Source organism: Streptomyces montanus (genome assembly GCF_005786655.1).
GTDB lineage: Bacteria > Actinomycetota > Actinomycetes > Streptomycetales > Streptomycetaceae > Streptomyces > Streptomyces sporangiiformans.
On sequence record NZ_VBZC01000009.1, the window covers coordinates 135,727 to 154,638 of the forward strand.

The window sequence follows — 18,912 nt, forward strand, 5'->3', positions numbered from 1 at the left end:
GAGGACGCCCCATGCTGAACATCGCGGACACGCTGCACCGCTGGTGCCGCGAGGCACGCCCCTTCGCCCTGGCCACAGTCGTCGACGTCACCGGCAGCGCGCCCCTGCCCGTCGGTACGTCGGTCGCGGTGGACGAGGACGGCAACGCCGTCGGAAGCATCTCCGGCGGCTGTGTCGAAGGCGCCGTCTACGAACTGTGCCGACAGGTGCTACAGGACCGGGGCGCCCCACAGCGCGCGTGGTTCGGCTACTCCGACGACGACGCCTTCGCCGTCGGCCTGACCTGCGGCGGCGAACTCGACGTTCTCGTCCAGCGCATCGACCCTGCGACCCGGCCGCATCTCGGCGCGGCCCTCGCCGAGGTTGCCGGGGACCGACCCGCCGCCGTGGCCCAGGTCGTCGACGGCCCCGACGCACTCATCGGCGCCACCCTGAGCGTTCTCGGCGACAGCTGGACCGCCGACGCGACGCTGGCCGCAGGGCCGACAGGCCAGGCGGTGGCGGACCGGGCCACAGCCCAGCTCCGGGCGGGACGCACCGCGGCCGTCTCGTTCGGCGGGGACGCGGACACCTGCCCCGACCGGCTGTCCGTCCTCGTCCATGTGGCCGCGACCCGCCCCCGCATGCTGATCTTCGGCGCGGTCGACTTCGCCACCGCGCTCAGCCAGGCCGGCCGCTTCCTCGGCTACCGGGTCACCGTGTGCGACGCCCGCCCCGTCTTCGCCACCGCGGCCCGCCTCCCGCACGCGGACGAGGTCGTGGTCGACTGGCCGCACCGCTATCTGGAACGCACCGAGGTCGACGGCCGTACCGCCGTCTGCGTCCTCACCCACGACGCCAGGTTCGACATCCCCCTGCTGCAGTTGGCACTCGATCTGCCCGTCGGTTACGTGGGCGCGATGGGATCCCGCCGGACGCACGACGAACGCCTGCGTCTCCTGCGCGAGGCGGGCGTCGCGCAGGACCGACTGGCTCGGCTGCGTTCCCCGATCGGTCTCGACGTCGGTGCACGCACGCCTGAGGAGACGGCGGTCTCCATCACCGCGGAGATCATCGCCCATGCCAACCAGGGCACGGGCCTGTCCCTGACCCTGGGCACGGGCCCGATACACCGGCCGGGTCCCCAGGCAATCGACGAACATCGTGCCCTCAACCGGCTGGTGACGCCGTGACCTGGCACGCCCTCCGGGACGGCCCCTCCCACACAAGGACTGATCATGACGACCTTCGCCCTCGCCGAGGGCGGCGCCTGCGCCGTCCCCGGGCCCGCATCACTGGGCGGCCGGAACGGCTGTATCCGCGGCTCTGCCAGATCTTCGGGCACGCCGACAGCTGCCGGCCGTTGTTCTCTGCCGGGTCGGACTTCCTCCGGACCGAAGGCCCCGATGTCGGATTTCCGGGATCCGGCGCTCGTGGCTGGCCTCGGCTCCCCGGCAAGCCGGAACGTTGCGGCGGAAGCCAGCCGACCACAGCGCCTGGTACCTAAGGGAGAGAGTCTTTCGTGAACGTCACGACCACGGCGAACCCGCCGCAGGAGCGGCGGGTGCCCACACTCGTCATGGCCTGCGTCGGCGTGTTCGTCGCCTATCTGCCGGTGACTACCGTCTCGGCGAGCCTGCCCGCCATTCAGCGGGCGCTGGACACGTCGACCTCGCAGCTGTCCTGGGTGAGCGTCGCGTTCGTGCTGCCCATGGCCGCGCTCATCCTCACCGCGGGCGTCTTCGGTGACGTGCACGGCCGTAAGAAGGTCTTCCAGGCGGGCCTGGCCTTCAGCGGTCTGGGTGCCCTGATCGCACTGTGCGCCCAGTCGATCGAGGTCGTCTGGGCCGGACAGGCCTTCGCCGGTCTGGGCGCGGCCGCGTTGCTGCCCTCGACTCTGGCCCTGATCAGCCACACCGTTCCCGATCCGCGAGAGCGCGGGAACTTCATCGGCGTGTGGGCGACCTCCCTGGTGGCCGCCCTCGCACTCGGCCCCGTCATCGCGGGCGTGATCCTCGAGCACTTCGCGTGGCGCTGGCTCTACCTGCTGCCCGTCCCCGCCTCGCTGCTCGCGCTGGTCGTCTCGACGAAGCTGCTCACCGACTCCCGTGCCCCAGGCACACGCCGACTGGACTGGCCCGGCCAGATCACCGCCGCGCTGGCCATCACCGCTCTGGTCTACGGGATCATCGAGGGCGGCGCCAACTCCTTCACCGACACCAAGGTTTTGCTCGCCCTGTTCACTGCCGTTGTCGCATCGGTCGCTTTCGTGCTGGTGGAGCGGCACAGCTCCAGCCCGATGCTGGACCTGACACTGTTCCGCAGCCCCTCCTTCACCGCCACCGCACTGATCGCCATGATCAGCTTTCTCGGGCTCATCGGGTTCTTCTTCGCCCTCAGCCTCTACTTCGGCATGGTCCAGCAGCTCAGCACCCTTGAATCGGCCTGGCGGCTGCTGGTGGTGTGCATGGTGCCGCTGGTCCTCGGCGTCCCCATGGGGCGCCTGGTGCACCGGGTGTCTCCTCGGGTGCTGATTCCCGGCGGCCTGCTGGTCGCGGCGGGCGCGCTGCTGTCGCTGACCACCATCGACGCCAACATCTCGTTCGGTTCACTGGCCTGGCGGCTGGCCCTGCTCGGCCTGGGCGTGTCTTTCGTCCTGACACCGATGACCGCCACCGCCGTCAGTTCGGTGCCGTTCCACCAGGCCGGTATGGCCGCTGCCGCCAACAACGCCTTCCGCCAGCTCGGCGCCGCCCTCGGCCCCGCTGTCCTGGGCGCGCTGCTGTCCTCTCGGGCCGTGGACACTCTGCCCGGACATCTCACCGACGCGGGGCTGGACGGGGCGACGGTCCGGCGCGTCACCGAGACCGCGGACGCCGGCGGGCTGAGTGCGGTCGGCAGGCTTCGCCTGGGCGCGGACACCCCGCATGTCCTCCGCGCCCTGTCGCAGGCGTTCATCGACGGTCTTCAGCTCTGCCTGATCGCCGCGGCCGTCCTGACCCTGCTGGCAGCCGCGGTGGGATTCGTCCTGCTGCGCCGGCCGCGGCAGTCGGCCCCACCGGCCGCAGGCCCGGCTGCCTCCGTCCAAGGGCCTCGCACCCCCGACCTGCCCACCGCCGACACCCGGACGGCAACCGGGCCGCAGTCACCCGCCGCCCCGCGGTGAGCGCCGGCCCCGCACCGAGGTGACACCCGACGTACCGGCACGGCTCAAGAGCGGACAGTCACCGCGCCGGTACCGGTGCCGTCCGTGGGGACGGGCACGGCGCCGCTCAGTGGCCTGGGACCGGACCCTTCCGGTCCCAGGCCACACGGCGCTGTCGTACGACATGACGTGAACATCACCCGCTCGAAGCAGGAGCCATCGATGCAGTCCCCTTCGCCCGACGCGCTTGATCTGAAGCTGCTGCACGCGCTTCAGGTGGACGGGCGGGCGCCGTTCAGCCGTATCGCCGAAATCCTCGGAGTGTCCGATCAGACCGTCGCCCGCCGCTTCCGCAAACTGCGCACCACCGCCGGACTCAGGATCGTCGGCATGACCGACGAGAGCCTGCTGGGCCGCCAGAGCTGGATCGTCCGGCTGCGCTGCACTCCCGACGTGGCCGAACAACTCGCCACCGCGCTGGCCCGGCGCCCCGACACCTCACACGTCGATCTCATCTCCGGCGGCACCGAAGTGCTGTGTGCCATGGGAGCCCGCAGCCGACAGGACCGCGACGAACTGCTCTTCGACCGCCTGCAACGCACGCCTCAGGTCATTTCGGTCAGCGCCCACTGCCTGCTGCACACCTTCTACGGCGGTCCCCTCGGCTGGCTCGACAAGACTCAAGCGCTCGAACCCGACCAGGAGGCGGCATTGCGTCTCCCGTACAGCGAGCCGGTAGCCGCCCCCATCGCTCTCGAAGGAGCGGACGAGGCGCTGCTCGCCGTGCTGCGGCGCGACGGCCGGGCAACCTTCAGTGAACTGCAGACCAGCACCGGCCAGTCGGAGTCCGCTGTCAAGCGGCGCCTGGAGCGTCTGCGCTCCACGGGCATCCTCTACTTCAAAGTGCAGCATGACCGCGAATCCCTCGGACACGGCATCAGCGCGATGCTCTGGCTCACCGTCGGCCCCTCCGCACTCGACGCCGCCGGACGGAAGCTGGCAGAACACCACGAGGTCCGCTTCGCCGGCGCCACCACTGGCCAGGCCAACCTCCTCGCCACCGTCGCCACCTCGAGCACGAGCGAGCTCTACACATACCTCAGCGAGAAGATCGGCGGTTTCGACGGCGTGCAGGCTGTGGAAACCGCCCTGACCCTGCGGCATGTCAAGCAACTCACCCACGAGCCCAGCCGCTGACCGCCGATCGGCTACCAGGCGACTGAGATCGCACATGGACCCTTGCGTACGGAGCGACGGAGCGACCCGTGGTTGGGTGCTGCAGGGGTTCTCCTACCGGTGGCTCGCTACGCCCGGTCTGGAGGCGCTGACCGGCATGGGCGTCTTCTACGGCTCTGCCAGGGACGGCCGATCCATGGATAAACCGTCCTCTCCCGCCCCTGCGCGGGCGCCTCTACGGTCGAGGCTGCGGGCGCTCACCGGCCCGCCGTACCGAAGGAGCAAGACCCCCATGAAGATGACCGGCAACACGATCCTGATCACCGGCGGAACCTCGGGCATCGGCCTCGGCCTGGCCCTGCGTCTGCACGAGGCCGGCAACAAGGTGATCGTCGCCGGCCGGCGCAAGGAACTCCTCGACGAGATCACGGCCGAGCACCCGGGCATCGACGCGCTCGTCCTCGATGTCGCGGACCCCGACTCGATCGCCCGGGCCCGTGAGACCGTGGCGGCGAGCCACCCGGGGCTGAACCTCCTGGTCAACAACGCCGGCATCATGCTGCGGGAGAACCTCCTCGACCCGGCCGAAGTTCCGATCGCCGAGGATCACGTCACCACCAATCTGCTCGGCACGATCCGGATGACGTACGCCTTCCTGCCGCTGCTGGTGGGCAAGGACGACGCGGTCGTCATGAACGTCACCTCCGCGCTGGCGTTCGTCCCATATCAGAGCACCCCGACCTACAGCGCGACCAAGGCCGCGCTGCACTCCTTCTCCGAGAGCCTGCGCATCCAGCTCGCCGGTGCCGACGCCGGCGTCCAGGTGATCGAGGTGATCCCGCCGGGGGTGCGCACGACCCTGCTCGGCCAGCAGGACAGCGAACACTCCATGCCGCTGGACGACTTCCTCACCGAGGCCCTCGGCCTGCTGCGGGAGAAGCCCGACGCGAAGGAGATTGTCGTCGAGCGCGCAAGGTTCATCCGCGACGCGGTGGCCACCGGCTCCTACGACGACGTCCTCGCCATGATCGCCGGCAGCTGACCGACCTGTTGTTTCCGACGGGAAACAACAGCACGTGAGCGCCGTCACACGACGAACCTCGTCGTATCGGCCAGGCAGGGCGACGAGGCCCGGGGCCCGTCCAAAGCGTCAGGCGTTCTCGACGGAGACCGTCGCCGCGGGCCTTCTTCCATGCCGACGGCCTGCGGCGTCCGCCGACAGCCGGCGAATTGCCCAGCGGGTCACGCAGGGGCAGGTGATCATCGGGTCGTCTCGCTGCGCGCGCCCTCGCGTCGGCCGTACGAGCGGCTTCGCGCGGGTGGGAGGGGAAGTGCGGGCTCAGCCATGGATCGGCAGTCTCTGGATAGCCAGGCGGGATGCGGCGAGGATGCACGGCATGGACAAGAAGGAACTGGCGGAATTCCTGCGCCACCGGCGTGAGGCACTGCGGCCCCGCGACGTCGGGCTGGTCGAGGGGGCGCGCAGGCGTACCCAGGGGCTGCGCCGCGAGGAGGTCGCCCAGCTCGCCGGCATGTCCACCGACTACTACGCCCGACTGGAACAGCAGCGCGCCCCGCAGCCCTCCATTCAGATCACCACCGCCCTCGCCCGGGCACTACGGCTGACCCTGGACGAACGCGACCATCTCTTCGCCCTCATCGGCCACAACGCCCCGGCCCGCTTCCACCGCTCCGAACACGTCAGCCCGACCCTGATGCGGGTCCTGGACCGCCTGGACGACTCCCCGGCCCTGGTGCAGACCGACCTGCTCGACACCCTCGCGATGAACCCCTTGGCCATCGCGCTGCTCGGCGACCAGACCCGCCACACCGGTCTGGCCCGCAGTGGCTACTACCGCTGGTTCATGGACCCGGCCGAACGTCTGGTGTATCCCGAGGAGGTCCACGAACACCACGGCCGCGCCCATGCAGCGCGCCTGCGGGCCGCGCTGACAGCCGGCAGCGACACCCCCCGAGCTGCCCGGATCCTCGCCGAACTCCAGGAACACAGCCCCGAGTTCGTCCGCATGTGGGAACTGCAGGAAGTCGCACAAAGCTACGACGACTGCAAGACCCTCCTCCATCCCGAACTCGGCCGCATCGATGTCGACGCCCAGCTCCTGTTCACCGAGAACCGCGCCCAGACCCTGGTGGTGCTAACCACCCGCCCCGGCACGGAGAGCCACAGCAAACTCGAACTGCTCTCCGTCATCGGACACCAACAGCTCACCCCCTGACGTCCTGGACCGGGGACCGGCCGGGCTCGGCGCGGGAGGGGCCGAAAAAGCTGGAGACCTGTGTGCCGAATGCGGTCAGGGGCGCTCGTGATGCATGCGGTTCACGGTCCAGGACGCCGGAAGTCGTCGGGACCGGCGGCGCGGCACCCCGCGCACCCACTTCCGCACGGCTCTTGTCCTGCCCGCTGCGGCCAGACAGGTGGGCCCCCTGGGCTGTCCGGACTCCGCGGTCGGGCCACCGGTTTGACCGGATGCCGCCTCCGCTTTACTCTCGCAGATATACGGAGGCAGCATCCGTTTTGCTGCGGCCGCAGGATCCCACGGCAGGCAGGAGGGTGCATGAGCGCCGGTGAACAGCGGGGACGCAAGCCCCGCGCGGAGGTCCAGCGCAACCGCGCTGCCCTCCTGAGCGCACCCGGGGCGTTCCGGCGGGAACGCCCGGCCGCCTCGCCATCCCCGTCACCGGCGACTTTGAGGAGGCGCGGCGTGCGGCCATGCGGCTCGTGGACGACACCGGCTACGACGCCGGCAAGCTGGCCGACTCCTGGCGCCAGCAGCCGAACAGCCCCGCCTACTGCACCGAACTGACCCTCGGTGTCAATCCCACCGTCGACGACGTCGTCGAGACGAACCGCGCCACCCACCGCTGAGAGACCCGACGCGACTCTCGCGCACGCGACGGCACGAGGGCGGCAACGCCGGCACACCACGAACCCACACGACGAACACGAAGAGCGGCGCTCACTTCGGCAAGGTCGTCATCACCCACTTACACCACCGCGTCCGCGGTCGGCCGCAGCCCCGGTCGCGCCGCAGGGACCAAGCCCGGGAACCCGGTCACCGAAACCGGGGTTCCGTTCCGGACAAGGAGTTTCACCATGAAGATCGGCATTCTCGGCACCGGGAACATCGGCAAGACGTTGACCAGGCGGTTGAGCGCGGCCGGGCACGAGGTAAAGGCGGCCAATTCGCGCGGCCCGGAGACGATCGAGGCGGACGTGCTGGCCTCGGGTGGACGAGCGGTCACAGCGGCGGAAGTCGTAGTGGACGTCGACGCCGTGATCCTTTCCATTCCCTTCGCCCGCATTCCGCAGGTCGCACCACTGATCGCCAAGGTGCCGGCTGACACGGTTGTCATCGACACGTCGAACTACTTCCCGCATCGGGACAACGGAATCGCGGCGATCGAGGCCGGCCAGGCTGAGAGCGTGTGGGTTGCAAAGCTGCTGGGCTGGCCCATCGTCAAGGCGTGGAACTCGATCGGAGCCGAGTCGTTCGCGCACAGGAACAAGCCGGCGGGAAGTGCGGACCGCATCTCGCTCCCCGTCGCGGCCGACAGTGCGCGAGAGCGTGACCTGGCCATGGCACTCGTTGAGGACACCGGGTTCGACGCCTTTGATGCGGGGCCGCTCGCGGAATCGTGGCGGCAGCAGCCCGGCACACCCGCCTACTGCACGGATCTCACCCGTCAGGAGCTGCCGGACGCACTGGCGGCGGCCGACGCGGCGCGATCACCGAAGCGGCGCGACCTCGGGCTCGCCGTGGTCCAGGAACGCTTCGGGGCCGGCGTGCAACCAGACGCGGAATACCTTGTTCGCCTGAACCGCGTGATTTCCATGTGAGGAGGGATGGGGGCTGACGCGGTGGCCCGTGAGAGGCCCTCGTGTCCCGCCCCCGTTTCCAGCTGCTCCGCGACGAACGCCGACACCCCCGGCGGCATGTGGGCCAGCGCCGACAAAAAGGTGCCCAGCGTCTGAGCGTGCCCCACTGCACCGCCCAGCCCTGCCGGTGATGAGACCGGCGCTTGGCCCGGGCCTGTTCCAAGGCCACCGCGTCCAGCCAGAAATACCCCTCCAGCTCCTGAACGGACGGCTCGCCGGCGAAGCGGGCGTACCGGCCTTCTGCTCTCCTGAAAGACAGTCAAGTGCCACAGGTGGTGACGCTAGGGAACAGGCACCTCACCAGTCCCAGCAGTGATCGAACCGAGATCCGAGATCAATGCTTAGCGTTCAATCCTGGAGTACCGGTGAGACCCCTGACATGGGACGCATCCCACTCCAGCAGGGTGTTGCCCTGCACGACGCTCCGGGTGTCCTCGAGGCCCGGCCACCCCGCCGACGGCCTCAAGCCCAGCCCCGGAAACGGCGATATTCCGCGGCCTCCTAGCGGCGAAGTGGCCACGTGAGATGGATGACCCGCCGGGAAATGCGCCAGCCGTCATCGGTACGTCGCAGGTCGTCGGCGTAGACGACGCTGGCGACACCGCCGCCCTCCAGCAGGCTCAGCCCTTTGGATCGGGCCCGCACCTCGTCGCCCGGGCCTTCCGACACGACGATGTTCGTCGTGTGGTGGGCTTTCGCGTGTCCGGGCGCGTTCATGAAGGTCGCGATCGCGTCCAGCCCGACGACCGGGTCGCCGCCGAAGACGCTGCCGTCCCACACCGCGTCTTCGGTGAGGCATTCGCCGAGACGGTCCAGTTCGTGGTCGTCCATGATGTGCGCCCACAGCGCCACGGCCCTGCTGATTTCGACGGTGTCTTCATTCGTGGGTTTCACGTTCGGCTCTCCATTTTGTGCGTTGCTGGATCAGATCTTGGCGCCGCTCAGCATGGCCAGCACCTGGTCGTAGGCGCCGTTGGCCTCGGCGATGCTCTCCTTCGCCGCAGGGGCGGGCGCCCGGCAGTCTCGACTATGGGGGTGTATCGGCGGGGGCGGGAGAGGATCACATATCCATGGACCGACGATCCTCCCCAGCCGGCCACCATCGAGTCGCCGGACTTGAGACGGGCGAAGGCGCGTTCGCCTCGAGCGCGGAGACAGGCGTGGTCGCGGTTGTACTGCTGGTAGTGCTCCGGAAGTTCATGGTGGCCGTAGTAAGGGGTGCGGACGGTGGCGCCGGCGCTTTAGTAAGGCGCGATCGGGCGTAGATGAGCCACGAGATGTGCTCAACCAGCTTGTACGGGAGGTCGAGCACGGGTGCACAGGGAGCAACGCCGGGTACCGGGATGCTTCGCGGCGTCCAGTGCCTGGTCCAGGGGCAGCAGCGGCGCCCCGGCGGGTGCTTCCTCGCAGTCGACGGCGTGGACGACGCCTCGGCCGGGACCGCGGCCGCCCTCCAGCTTCTGCAGGACCCAGCCCGACGGCCGACGTTCGCTTCACGAGGCAGAGACCGCCGATCCATGGATAAACCGTCCTCTCCCACCGCTGCGCGGGCGTCTCTACGGTCGAGGCCGCGGGCGCTCACCGGCCCGCCGTACCGAAGGAGCAAGACCCCCATGAAGATGACCGGCAACACGATCCTGATCACCGGCGGCACCTCGGGCATCGGCCTCGGCCTGGCCCTGCGTCTGCACGAGGCCGGCAACAAGGTGATCGTCGCCGGCCGGCGCAAGGAACTCCTCGACGAGATCACGGCCGAGCACCCGGGCATCGACGCGCTCGTCCTCGACGTCGCCGACCCCGACTCGATCGCCCGGGCCCGTGAGACCGTGGCGGCGAGCCACCCGGGGCTGAACGTCCTGGTCAACAACGCCGGCATTCAGCTGCTGGAGAGCGTCCTCGACCCGGCCGGACTCCAGGTCGCCGAGGATCACATCGCGACCAATCTGCTCGGCACGATTCGGATGACGTACGCCTTCCTGCCGCTGCTGGTGGGCAAGGACGACGCGGTCGTCATGAACGTCACCTCCGCGCTGGCGTTCGTCCCATATCAGAGCACCCCGACCTACAGCGCGACCAAGGCCGCGCTGCACTCCTTCTCCGAGAGCCTGCGCATCCAGCTCGCCGGTGCCGACGCCGGCGTCCAGGTGATCGAGGTGATCCCGCCGGCTGTGCGCACGACCCTGCTCGGCCAGCAGGACAACGAGCAATCCATGCCGCTGGACGACTTCCTCACCGAGACCCTCGACCTGCTGCGCGAGCAGCCCGACGCGAAGGAGATTGTCGTCGAGCGCGCAAGGTTCATCCGCGACGCGCAGGCCAACGGCTCCTACCACGACATCCTCGCCATGATCAGCGGCAGCTGACCGACCTGTGACAGACGCGGAACAACAGCACGCGGGCGGGTCCTGTTGGGCCACATCATGGACGAACGCGAGCTGGACCCGCCTCGGGGAGGTCCTCACCGAAGACGCGGAACGGTAAGGAAGCGCCTTCGGCTTCGCCCCGTCGTCGCACTGGAGGCGACCGGTTCCGTCCTGAGCGCCGAGGGGCACGCGAGCGCCCGGCTGACACGGCGAACATCGTCGTGTCGGCTGGCCCCGGGCGATGAGGCCCGGGGCCGGTCAAAGCGTTGGGTCCAAAGCGTTGGGTGTCCTCGACGGGGGGCCCGTCGCGGCGGGCGGTCTTCCATGCCGACGACCTGCGGCGTACCGCCGACAGCCGGCGTATTTCCCAGCGGGTCACGCAGGGGCAGGTGATCGTCGGGTCGTCTCGCTGCGAGCGCCCTCGGCGCGGCCGTAGGGGCGCCTGCGCAGGAGTGGGAGGGGAGGGCTCATCCATGGATCGGCGGTCTCTGGATAGCCGGGCGGGATGCGGCGAGGATGGGGGGCATGGACAAGAAGGAACTGGCGGAATTCCTGCGCCACCGGCGTGAGATGTTGCGGCCTCGTGATGTCGGGCTGGTCGAGGGGCCGCGCAGGCGTACGCAGGGGCTGCGCCGCGAGGAGGTCGCGCAGCTCGCCGGCATGTCCACCGACTACTACGCCCGGCTGGAACAGCAGCGCGCTCCGCAGCCCTCCGTCCAGATCACCGCGGCTCTCGCCCGGGCGCTGAGGCTGTCCCTGGACGAATGCGACCATCTCTTCGCCCTCATCGGCCACAACGCCCCGGCCCGCTTCCACCGCTCCGAACACGTCAGCCCGACCCTGATGCGGGTCCTGGACCGCCTGGACGACTCCCCGGCCCTGGTAACGACCGACCTGTCCGACACCCTCGCGATGAACGCGTTGGCCATCGCGCTGCTCGGCGACCAGACCCGCCACACCGGTCTGGCCAGTAGCGGCTACTACCGCTGGTTCATGGACCCGGCCGAGCGTTTTGTGTACCCCGAGGAGACCCACGAAAGCCACGGCCGCGCCCAGGCGGCACGCCTGCGGGCCGCGCTGACAGCCGGCAGCGACACCCCCCGAGCCGCCCGGATCCTCGCCGAACTCCAGGAACACAGCCCCGAGTTCGTCCGCATGTGGGAACTGCAGGAAGTCGCCCGCTACGGCGACTGCAAGACCCTCCTCCATCCCGAACTCGGCCGCATCGATGTCGACGCCCAGCTCCTGTTCACCGAGAACCGCGCCCAGACCCTGGTGGTGCTAACCACCCGCCCCGGCACGGAGAGCCACAGCAAACTCGAACTGCTCTCCGTCATCGGACACCAACAGCTCACCCCCTGACGTCCTGGACCGAGGACCGGGCTCCGCGCTGGAGAGGCCGGACAAGGGCCCCCTGGAATGGTGCAGCCCGCACGGCTCCCGCGTTCTACGGCTGCTAAATGTGTCGGCCCCCTGCGGTGTCCGGGCTCCGCGCTCAGGCCGCCCATTTGACCGGACGCTGCCTCCGTTTTACTCTCGACTAAGTGCGGAGGCAGCATCCGTTTTGATGCGGCCGCAGGATCACGGCAGACAGGAGGGCGCATGAGCGCCGGTGCACAGCGGGAACGCAAGCCCCGCGCGGACGTCCAGCGCAACCGCGCTGCCCTCCTGGAGACCGCGCAGCGTCACTTCCTGCAGCACGGGGTCGGCACCTCCCTCGAGGCGGTGGCCAAGGAGGCGGGCGTCGGGCCCGGCACCCTGTACCGGCACTTCCCCACCCGGGAGGCACTGCTGGCGGCCGTGCTGCAGACCCGCTCCGAGGAACTCGTGGCCCGCCAGGCGGACATCGAGCAACTCGACGACGCCGCCCAGGCGCTGGAGCAGTGGCTGCGCGCGATGGAGGAGTACTTCAGCGCCTTCAGCGGGCTGCCCGACCCGCTCATGGCCGCGGCCCGGGCGCAGGAGCCGGACAACCCGCTCACGATTCCCTGCGACATCCTCATCTCCGCCACCGATCAATACGTGCGAGCCGCGCAGCTCGCGGGGCGCGTGCGCGCGTCGGTGCGGGGGCACGACCTGTTCCTCGCGGCCTGTTCCGTTGCCTGGATCAAGGGCACCGGTACCGAGGAGGAGTCGCTCGACCGACTCCGCACGCTCATCGCGAGCGGCTACCGCCAGCAGGACACCCAGGCGTAAATCGCCAGGCACCCCGCTCCGCCCCCGCAACGCCAGGCGGCACCACCACCCATCCATCACATCGTGCTGCCCCCAGGGACGGCACAACCTCCTAAGGAACAAGTCATGAAAATTACTGTCATAGGCGCTGGCGCCATCGGCGGGAACCTCGCTGCCAAGCTCAGCACGGCCGGTCACGACGTCCAGGTGGCCGACGCCCGCGGCCCCGAGGCCGTCCGGGCGGAGGTGCTGGAGTCCGGGGCCCGCGCGGCGGACCTCTCCGACGCCGCCGTCCAGGGCCGGGACGTCATCGTCCTGTCGATCCCGTTCGGGGTGGCGGGCAAGCTGGCGGACCTGTTCGCGTCGGTGCCCGACGAGACGGTGGTCATCGACACCTCGAACTACTACCCCGGCATGCTCAGCGAGCCGATCGAGGCGGTGGACAACGGCCAGGTGGAGAGCGTGTACACGGCCGAGCTGCTCGGCCGCCCCGTGGTCAAGGCGTGGAACGCCGCGCTGGCCGAAACCCAGCGGGCCAAGGGCGTCCCGGCCGGAACGCCCGGCCGCCTCGCCATCCCCGTCGCCGGCGACTCCGAGGAGGCGCGGAAGGTGGCCATGAGCCTGGTGGACGACACCGGCTTCGACCCCTACGACACCGGCACGCTGGCCGACTCCTGGCGCCAGCAGCCGAACAGCCCCGCCTACTGCACCGAGCTGACCCTCGACGAGCTGCCGGCGGCCCTGGCCGCGGCCGACCGCGTCAAGGATGCCCGCATCCGCGACAGCCTCCCGGAACGCTTCGCCGCCCTCCCGGCCAACCCCACCGTCGACGACGTCGTCGAGATGAACCGCGCCGCCCACCGCTGAGTCACCCGACGCGGCGCGCGTGCACGCAACGGCACGAGAGCGGCAGCGCCGGCACGCCGCGAACGAAGACGAACACGAAGAGCGCACAGTCCACCGCGCTGCAGACTGCAGCTTCGGCACGCCGCTGCCTGCGGGCATCCGCAAGCCTGCCGGCACCCGCAGGGTGCGTCCGCAGCCGCGGCGGCCTCCGCGCAGCGCAGCATGGCCGATGACTGCGCGCATTTCTTTCGGAGTGCTTTTCTCATGTGTTGAGCGTCCGTCAGAACCGGTGCCCGCACCTCTGCTGAGTTGCATGCGAATGATGCCAACAACGATCAGGCGAATCGCTGAATTAAGACACCGAAACTGACAGCGAGAGCGACTGCAAGCAAGCCCTGAACAACTGGGACGGACTGTGCTGAACTGCCCCCTCGCGTGGGGCATCGAGCTTACGATCGCACGGAGACAAAGGGGTCAGGGGGATGGGGGGCGAGGTGAACCGCGAGCGGGCCACCGCACTGGTGACGGAGCTGCTTCAGCGTCTGGACGAGGATGCAGGGTGGCCGCTGGAGTTGGTCGACGCCGTGTACCTGTTCGGCTCGTACGCGCGCGGCGCCCTGGACCCGCACGACGTGGACATTGCGGTGGACTTCCACCGCGATGAGCAGATGAACGCGCGTCTCCTGGCCTACCTGGTTTCCTCCGCACGGGATCCCCGGATCGATCTGCGCCAGGCTCTGATCGGGCGTCGCCGTGGCATCCAGTTCCAGTGGGAGGCTTCCGAACGGAAGGAGCTGGAACGCGAGGGCGTTGCCATGCTTCCCCTCTGGTGCCGGGGGGACACGCTGAAGCAGGCACTCGCCGTACTTCACGGCATTAAAGAGGACTCCAACGCCGGGCGGGCGCCGCGTGACGACATGATCGAAGAGTTCGAAGGCCTTGACCGGCACATTCCTCGGCCAGTCCGCCACGACCTGGTGCAATGGCGCCGGACAGATCACGATCTCCCGTCTCACCCTCCCCGACACCGACGCCATGCCCCCAGGACGACAGACGGTCATGGCCATCGACGAGCGCTGGAACTTCGACAGCCCCTGCACCGAGCTGCGCTTTCCGCCCTCGAGTACGTGCGGAGTCTGGGGGCGCCGCTTGAGGACATCGAACTCGCCGGCGAACTGCTGCCGACCTCCACACGGCGTGCAGGACAGCCCAACGAGCCACGATGGTGGATCAACTGGCAGTGGCGCCGCTACAGGGCCATCCCACGCTGTCTTGCCGAGGGCGACGGCTGGCTCGAGATCCCTCACCCCACGCGAACCCGCCCGCTGGATGCCCTTCTCATCGTTCCGGGGCCGCAGTGAGCCTCGTGTAGGACCTTTCAGCATGCCGAGCAAGTGCACCAACGATCCCGATGGAGAACCTCTCGTGACCGGCCAGGACCTCGACGCTGTGCTGCCCTCCGAATTCCTTCTCACGGCGATGGCCGACTGCGGCCCGGAGGACCCCGTGGTACGGCTGGCGGCGCAGCAGGTCCGGTCGGATCAGCCCCGATACGACCGCTCCGCCCTCGCCGAGGCTCTGCTGTTGGGTCCCCATGCCGAGGAGGCGCCCGCATGGCTTCTGGACGCAGCCGTGGCGGCGGATCTGGAGACCGAGAAGGAATCGCCCCACTTCGATCGTCGACCGACCCTGGTTGCGCTCGCCCTTGGGCACCCATCGTGTCCGGCGTCCCTGCGGGACCAGACACTGAAGCGGTGCACTGCTGGACAGTTGGCTCAGCTCGGGAGCCCACGCGCCGCTGAGCGGCTGGTCAGTGCGGTTGCCGAGGAAGTGCGTGCCCGGGGCGGTACACCGCCGCCGATGACTCCCCGACTGCTGGAGGACCCAACCCAGGCCCAGATCGTGTTGCGGCAAGGCCCGCTGCACGACCTGGTGTTCGTCGCAGCTCGCGACACGCTTCCCACGGCCCCTGACCCCGGAAAGCCGGGCGAGGGAGAGGACGCCGACGACTGGTTGGAGCGTCACGCACGGGCGTACGAGGCATGGGCGAGCATGTGGCGCCTGATACTTGAACGAAACCCGGACCGTCACCGGGAGTTCGTGGAGTGGTCCAAGCACACTGACGCCGAGCGGACGGTCCGCGACGAGTTGCTGGGCAGTCTTCCCTGGTCGGTCGAGCCTGAGCTACTGACCGAGCTTGCCGCGGCCGACCTTGGGCGTTTCCCTTACGAACTGCTGCTGGCCCAGGCCTCCCGCATGCGCCGCGATGGGTCGGACAAGCAGCAGGTACTGGATTGCTTCGCTGCGGAACTGTCCGCCCTGCCGGACGAGGAGCAGGTCCGGCTCCGCCACTTCCTGAGACGCGAGAGCACCACGCTGCTCGACATAGGGTGCGAGGCCCCCGTCACCTGGGCGCGGCACGCCGCATCTGGAACCTGGCGTCACCTGCTCAACCCGACCCAGGCCAAGGACGGCTACCGGCCGGTGCACTGGCGGGCCCCCGCCACTACGCTCGCCGACCTCGCGGCAAGGTTCGCCGAGACGGCAGCCCGTGCCCTTCCCTTTTGGGAGGCCGAGGACCGTTACTCGGCCATCGACCCGGACGAGGTGGCCTGGGTACGCGACATGATGCTGCACCTTCCGACGGTCACCGAGAAGGTCAAGGCCGGGGTCCGCCCGATCGTCCGGCATGGGCGGAAACGGTTGAGCCCTCACCAGCGCGGCCTTCAGCCGCGTTACGACCAGCGTCGCGAGCTCGAGGAGATCCTCGACACGATCGAGCGCGTCCTTGCCGATCCGCCGCCTGCCGTCGGCGCGGATCGCCGCCGGAGCGCACTCGGCGCCCCGGGCGAGGTGAGAGTGCGCGAACTGGCCGCTGTCCCGGCACAGGCCCTGAGCGAGTACCTGGACCGGCATCCCGGCGACGACTCCCTCGTGGAGAAGGCTCTCCTCGCGTGTGCCGCGAGCGGGCGCCGGTCCGACGATGACTTCGAGGACGTACTGCGCCGGCACGGCTCCCCGGACACGGTGCTGCTCCGTCTCACCGAGGGCCTGCGTGGGAACCTCGGTGGCGGACCGCCGTGGCGCGAGGCATGGACCCGTCTGGTCCTGGCCAGGCGGGACATCACGTCGGAACTGGTACGTGCCCTGCCGACCTGGTCGGTGCTGCGTGCCCGGGGTGATCGTTACGGAAGCGCACATCCGGTTGTGGTTTCCGTGGTACGTGAGGCCCTGAGCGTTGATCAGGATGCGTGGGACCGGTTTGCGGCCTGCCCGGCCACTTACTCCGGGCCGACCGCCTGGCTGCGCCTCGGTGATCTGCTGGATGCGGCTGCCGCAGGAGCATCTTGGCCGAAGCCGCCGGGGAGCCGATGAGCGGCCAGGTACCGAGGATCTGCGCCTTCCCCGTGGCACGTGGCTGTGCCGCCCCGCGGCCTTGTCTGCGAGGCGGCCCAGAAGTTTGCGCTGCCCTGTGTGTCCAACTGCAGTGAGTCAGCCACCGTCGACGTAAGCACGTGCGGCGACCATGACGTCCTTGAAGCGCCCCTCAGCGATCACCGTAAGAGGGGCTTCGTCCTCGAGTTGGGGGTTCATCCCGATCATCCAGGCACGTGCTGTGTAGAGGCTCTCAGCGTCCTGGATGAGTTGGAACACCTGCAGGGCCGCGCGGAGACGGTCCTCGGCGTCCTGGCGTGGTGCTGAATCGCCCGAAGCCCACTTGCCGACCTGCCGGGGATCGTTGATGTTGGTGATGCGAGCGGTCAGGCGCTGGCCGAGGTTGTCCTGCAGGAATCGGGCAATGTCCGCGATGGACATGCGTACCGTGGTGACGTGGGCTCGCTCGGCGCTTGCCGCACTCTTGGCGGCTGCAGGATTGTTGGCTGTGGTGGCCATTGCATTTCCTCCCTCGTGTTCTGACTGCACGCCTGGCCGGTGGCCGACTGGTCGCGTGTCAGACAACGGGTGCAGGACTTAATTGCGGACAACTCGGCCTGCCGCACGTCCGATGGAGTGCAGATGCGGGCTCGGCGCCGCTGACTGATGTGACGCTTCTGGAAGGTGGATCCGCGGGGAAGCGTGACCTCTGCGGATCATGACGGCGCTAGACGCCTGTGGTCAGCATCGCTGCATGCCGGTCTCGGAGACAGATCCGGTGCTGGGCTGACTGAGGGGGTGCAGGCTGTGCAGGAGCTTGTTGCGACGCCAGTTGCTCGGCTGGCTGGCCTGCGGAGCGCCGTCAGGAGGTATCAGCGCGATCGCAGGTGCGGCGATGCCGGCTGCTGGTAACTGGTGGCTGACTGTGTTCATAGTCCCTCCCCAATAGTTCATGAGTTAAGGCTACCCAGAATCCACCTCTAACTCCACCGTTTTTGCGCTTACTTCTGCCGCCTGAAGGCCCGTCAAGATCAGTTCACTGAAGCGAGGTTGGGGCGCTGACGTGCAGCTTCGCTCCATCCCGTCGCCTGATGGCGTCAGGTGGTCACTGACGTTTTCCTTCGTTCGGGCTACGCGGCTGATGGAGGTTTCAAGATGGATGCGAGCGGGGGATGGCGAGTGTGGTGTCGCGGCGTCAGCGGATGATGAGTCCGTACTCGTCGGCGACTCTCCCCAGCCCCTCGGTCTCCGGCCAGATCGGCTGCCTCTCCACCTCTTCCAGATCGACATCGCTGAAGATGGCCCAGCACTGGCGCATCCCGAAGCGGGAGCGGTAGGCGATCCCGTGGATCAGCCGGCCCTGTTGCGGGTCGCGCTGCGCGATCGCCCAGGCGGCGATCTGGCGCGTCACCCTGCGGTTCGTGCCTTGGACGTGTTCGGCGGTCAGGTCGGTGATGCCGAACTGCGCCAACTCTTCCTTGAGCTCTCTCGACAACGTGCGCTGCGTCTGCTCGTTGTCGACGTCTAAGAAGCGCGCCTCCTTAGCCGGCTGTAACCGCACCAGCGTGTGTCGGGTGCGCCAGTCCTGGGGAAGGTGGCCGGGCCTCATGAAGTAGGGCTCGTTCCAGTCATCACCGATGAATTCACGCAGTTCGGGATCCACACGGAAAGGAGCCAGCGCCTCGGCGAAGCACCCGTCAAGATCGGAGGCGCAGTACAAGGTGCCGTAGCTCACCAGGCTCCACCGGTTGCCCCCCGAGCGGCTGTCGTCTTCCCGGCTGATCTTGTTGTACTTGCGTGGGTTCTCCGCCTTCCCCAGGCGCCACACCCCGCGTTCCGGTGCCGGTATGAGACTTGCCTCTAACGGTGTGCCCTCGCTCATGGGCCGCTCCTCACTCAGGTACGAACTTGCACGTGTCGGTTCTCGGGTTTGGTTCGTTGCTCGCCGTGTGCGC

General features: G+C 68.8%; 17 protein-coding genes and 3 pseudogenes. 13 read left to right on the forward strand and 7 right to left on the reverse strand.

What is annotated here, in order from left to right; genetic code table 11:
- The first annotated feature begins 11 nt into the window (after positions 1 to 11).
- The 7 genes from FE633_RS10280 (at position 12) to FE633_RS10315 (ending at position 8,159) form a co-directional block, all read left to right on the forward strand.
- Positions 12 to 1,172, forward strand: a complete 1,161-nt coding sequence (locus FE633_RS10280) for an XdhC family protein (protein ID WP_138044805.1) — start codon at positions 12 to 14, stop codon at positions 1,170 to 1,172.
- Between the two features lie 329 nt (positions 1,173 to 1,501).
- Positions 1,502 to 3,145 carry an MFS transporter gene (locus FE633_RS10285; RefSeq protein ID WP_171059885.1) on the forward strand — a complete coding sequence of 548 codons (1,644 nt, stop codon included), beginning with the start codon at positions 1,502 to 1,504 and terminating at the stop codon, positions 3,143 to 3,145.
- A 201-nt stretch (positions 3,146 to 3,346) separates the two neighbouring features.
- Entirely contained in the window at positions 3,347 to 4,321 is a 975-nt protein-coding gene (locus FE633_RS10290; RefSeq protein WP_138044806.1) for an Lrp/AsnC family transcriptional regulator, read from the forward strand.
- Between the two features lie 271 nt (positions 4,322 to 4,592).
- Positions 4,593 to 5,342, forward strand: a complete 750-nt coding sequence (locus FE633_RS10295) for an SDR family oxidoreductase (RefSeq protein WP_138044807.1) — start codon at positions 4,593 to 4,595, stop codon at positions 5,340 to 5,342.
- Positions 5,343 to 5,697: 355 nt separating this feature from the next.
- The gene (locus FE633_RS10300) at positions 5,698 to 6,537 is read left to right on the forward strand and encodes a helix-turn-helix transcriptional regulator (protein WP_138044808.1); all 840 of its coding nucleotides are present in this window, start codon (positions 5,698 to 5,700) and stop codon (positions 6,535 to 6,537) included.
- 494 nt (positions 6,538 to 7,031) lie between these two features.
- The gene (locus FE633_RS48235; RefSeq protein ID WP_246113540.1) at positions 7,032 to 7,187 is read left to right on the forward strand and encodes a hypothetical protein; all 156 of its coding nucleotides are present in this window, start codon (positions 7,032 to 7,034) and stop codon (positions 7,185 to 7,187) included.
- 228 nt (positions 7,188 to 7,415) lie between these two features.
- Entirely contained in the window at positions 7,416 to 8,159 is a 744-nt protein-coding gene (locus FE633_RS10315; protein ID WP_138044809.1) for an NADPH-dependent F420 reductase, read from the forward strand.
- A 121-nt stretch (positions 8,160 to 8,280) separates the two neighbouring features.
- Here the strand turns inward: FE633_RS10315 and FE633_RS49725 are convergent.
- From FE633_RS49725 to FE633_RS48240, 4 genes and pseudogenes are all read right to left on the reverse strand, one after another.
- Positions 8,281 to 8,457: pseudogene (locus FE633_RS49725) on the reverse strand (DUF4158 domain-containing protein); the annotation flags it as partial.
- Positions 8,458 to 8,699: 242 nt separating this feature from the next.
- Positions 8,700 to 9,092 (reverse strand): nuclear transport factor 2 family protein, encoded by a 393-nt coding sequence (locus FE633_RS10325; RefSeq protein WP_138044810.1) that lies wholly within the window; start codon positions 9,090 to 9,092, stop codon positions 8,700 to 8,702.
- Between the two features lie 218 nt (positions 9,093 to 9,310).
- Positions 9,311 to 9,436: pseudogene (locus tag FE633_RS10330) on the reverse strand (IS5/IS1182 family transposase); the annotation flags it as partial.
- A gap of 45 nt (positions 9,437 to 9,481) precedes the next feature.
- Positions 9,482 to 9,688, reverse strand: a pseudogene (locus FE633_RS48240) (DUF6233 domain-containing protein); the annotation flags it as partial.
- Positions 9,689 to 9,811: 123 nt separating this feature from the next.
- Here FE633_RS48240 and FE633_RS10340 point away from each other — a divergent pair.
- The 6 genes from FE633_RS10340 (at position 9,812) to FE633_RS10365 (ending at position 16,957) form a co-directional block, all read left to right on the forward strand.
- Complete coding sequence (locus FE633_RS10340) at positions 9,812 to 10,561, forward strand: SDR family oxidoreductase (RefSeq protein ID WP_138044811.1); 750 nt, start codon at positions 9,812 to 9,814, stop codon at positions 10,559 to 10,561.
- Positions 10,562 to 11,086: 525 nt separating this feature from the next.
- Entirely contained in the window at positions 11,087 to 11,923 is an 837-nt protein-coding gene (locus FE633_RS10345) for a helix-turn-helix transcriptional regulator (RefSeq protein WP_138044812.1), read from the forward strand.
- 240 nt (positions 11,924 to 12,163) lie between these two features.
- Positions 12,164 to 12,757: a TetR/AcrR family transcriptional regulator gene (locus FE633_RS10350; protein ID WP_138044813.1), complete on the forward strand. Its 594-nt coding sequence runs from the start codon at positions 12,164 to 12,166 to the stop codon at positions 12,755 to 12,757.
- A 105-nt stretch (positions 12,758 to 12,862) separates the two neighbouring features.
- Positions 12,863 to 13,603 carry an NADPH-dependent F420 reductase gene (locus FE633_RS10355; protein WP_138044814.1) on the forward strand — a complete coding sequence of 247 codons (741 nt, stop codon included), beginning with the start codon at positions 12,863 to 12,865 and terminating at the stop codon, positions 13,601 to 13,603.
- A 461-nt stretch (positions 13,604 to 14,064) separates the two neighbouring features.
- Positions 14,065 to 14,943 carry a nucleotidyltransferase domain-containing protein gene (locus FE633_RS10360; protein WP_246113541.1) on the forward strand — a complete coding sequence of 293 codons (879 nt, stop codon included), beginning with the start codon at positions 14,065 to 14,067 and terminating at the stop codon, positions 14,941 to 14,943.
- Positions 14,944 to 15,007: 64 nt separating this feature from the next.
- Positions 15,008 to 16,957 (forward strand): hypothetical protein, encoded by a 1,950-nt coding sequence (locus FE633_RS10365; protein ID WP_138044815.1) that lies wholly within the window; start codon positions 15,008 to 15,010, stop codon positions 16,955 to 16,957.
- A gap of 117 nt (positions 16,958 to 17,074) precedes the next feature.
- Here FE633_RS10365 and FE633_RS10370 read toward each other — a convergent pair whose 3' ends face one another.
- From FE633_RS10370 to FE633_RS10375, 3 genes are all read right to left on the reverse strand, one after another.
- A complete protein-coding gene (locus FE633_RS10370) occupies positions 17,075 to 17,476 on the reverse strand; it encodes an XRE family transcriptional regulator (RefSeq protein WP_138044816.1) in 402 nt (133 codons plus the stop codon).
- Positions 17,477 to 17,698: 222 nt separating this feature from the next.
- The gene (locus FE633_RS47105) at positions 17,699 to 17,890 is read right to left on the reverse strand and encodes a hypothetical protein (RefSeq protein ID WP_171059886.1); all 192 of its coding nucleotides are present in this window, start codon (positions 17,888 to 17,890) and stop codon (positions 17,699 to 17,701) included.
- Positions 17,891 to 18,152: 262 nt separating this feature from the next.
- Positions 18,153 to 18,839, reverse strand: coding sequence for an RES family NAD+ phosphorylase (locus tag FE633_RS10375; RefSeq protein ID WP_138044817.1), 687 nt, complete (start codon positions 18,837 to 18,839; stop codon positions 18,153 to 18,155).
- Positions 18,840 to 18,912 lie beyond the last annotated feature (73 nt).

Coding starts and splice junctions, on each gene's coding strand:
- FE633_RS10280 (WP_138044805.1), top strand. CDS start 12: ATGCTGAACATCGCGGACACGCTGCACCGCTGGTGCCGCGAGGCACGC.
- FE633_RS10290 (WP_138044806.1), top strand. CDS start 3,347: ATGCAGTCCCCTTCGCCCGACGCGCTTGATCTGAAGCTGCTGCACGCG.
- FE633_RS10295 (WP_138044807.1), top strand. CDS start 4,593: ATGAAGATGACCGGCAACACGATCCTGATCACCGGCGGAACCTCGGGC.
- FE633_RS10300 (WP_138044808.1), top strand. CDS start 5,698: ATGGACAAGAAGGAACTGGCGGAATTCCTGCGCCACCGGCGTGAGGCA.
- FE633_RS48235 (WP_246113540.1), top strand. CDS start 7,032: ATGCGGCTCGTGGACGACACCGGCTACGACGCCGGCAAGCTGGCCGAC.
- FE633_RS10315 (WP_138044809.1), top strand. CDS start 7,416: ATGAAGATCGGCATTCTCGGCACCGGGAACATCGGCAAGACGTTGACC.
- FE633_RS10340 (WP_138044811.1), top strand. CDS start 9,812: ATGAAGATGACCGGCAACACGATCCTGATCACCGGCGGCACCTCGGGC.
- FE633_RS10345 (WP_138044812.1), top strand. CDS start 11,087: ATGGACAAGAAGGAACTGGCGGAATTCCTGCGCCACCGGCGTGAGATG.
- FE633_RS10350 (WP_138044813.1), top strand. CDS start 12,164: ATGAGCGCCGGTGCACAGCGGGAACGCAAGCCCCGCGCGGACGTCCAG.
- FE633_RS10355 (WP_138044814.1), top strand. CDS start 12,863: ATGAAAATTACTGTCATAGGCGCTGGCGCCATCGGCGGGAACCTCGCT.
- FE633_RS10360 (WP_246113541.1), top strand. CDS start 14,065: ATGGGGGGCGAGGTGAACCGCGAGCGGGCCACCGCACTGGTGACGGAG.
- FE633_RS10370 (WP_138044816.1), bottom strand. CDS start 17,476: ATGGCCACCACAGCCAACAATCCTGCAGCCGCCAAGAGTGCGGCAAGC.
- FE633_RS47105 (WP_171059886.1), bottom strand. CDS start 17,890: ATGAACACAGTCAGCCACCAGTTACCAGCAGCCGGCATCGCCGCACCT.
- FE633_RS10375 (WP_138044817.1), bottom strand. CDS start 18,839: ATGAGCGAGGGCACACCGTTAGAGGCAAGTCTCATACCGGCACCGGAA.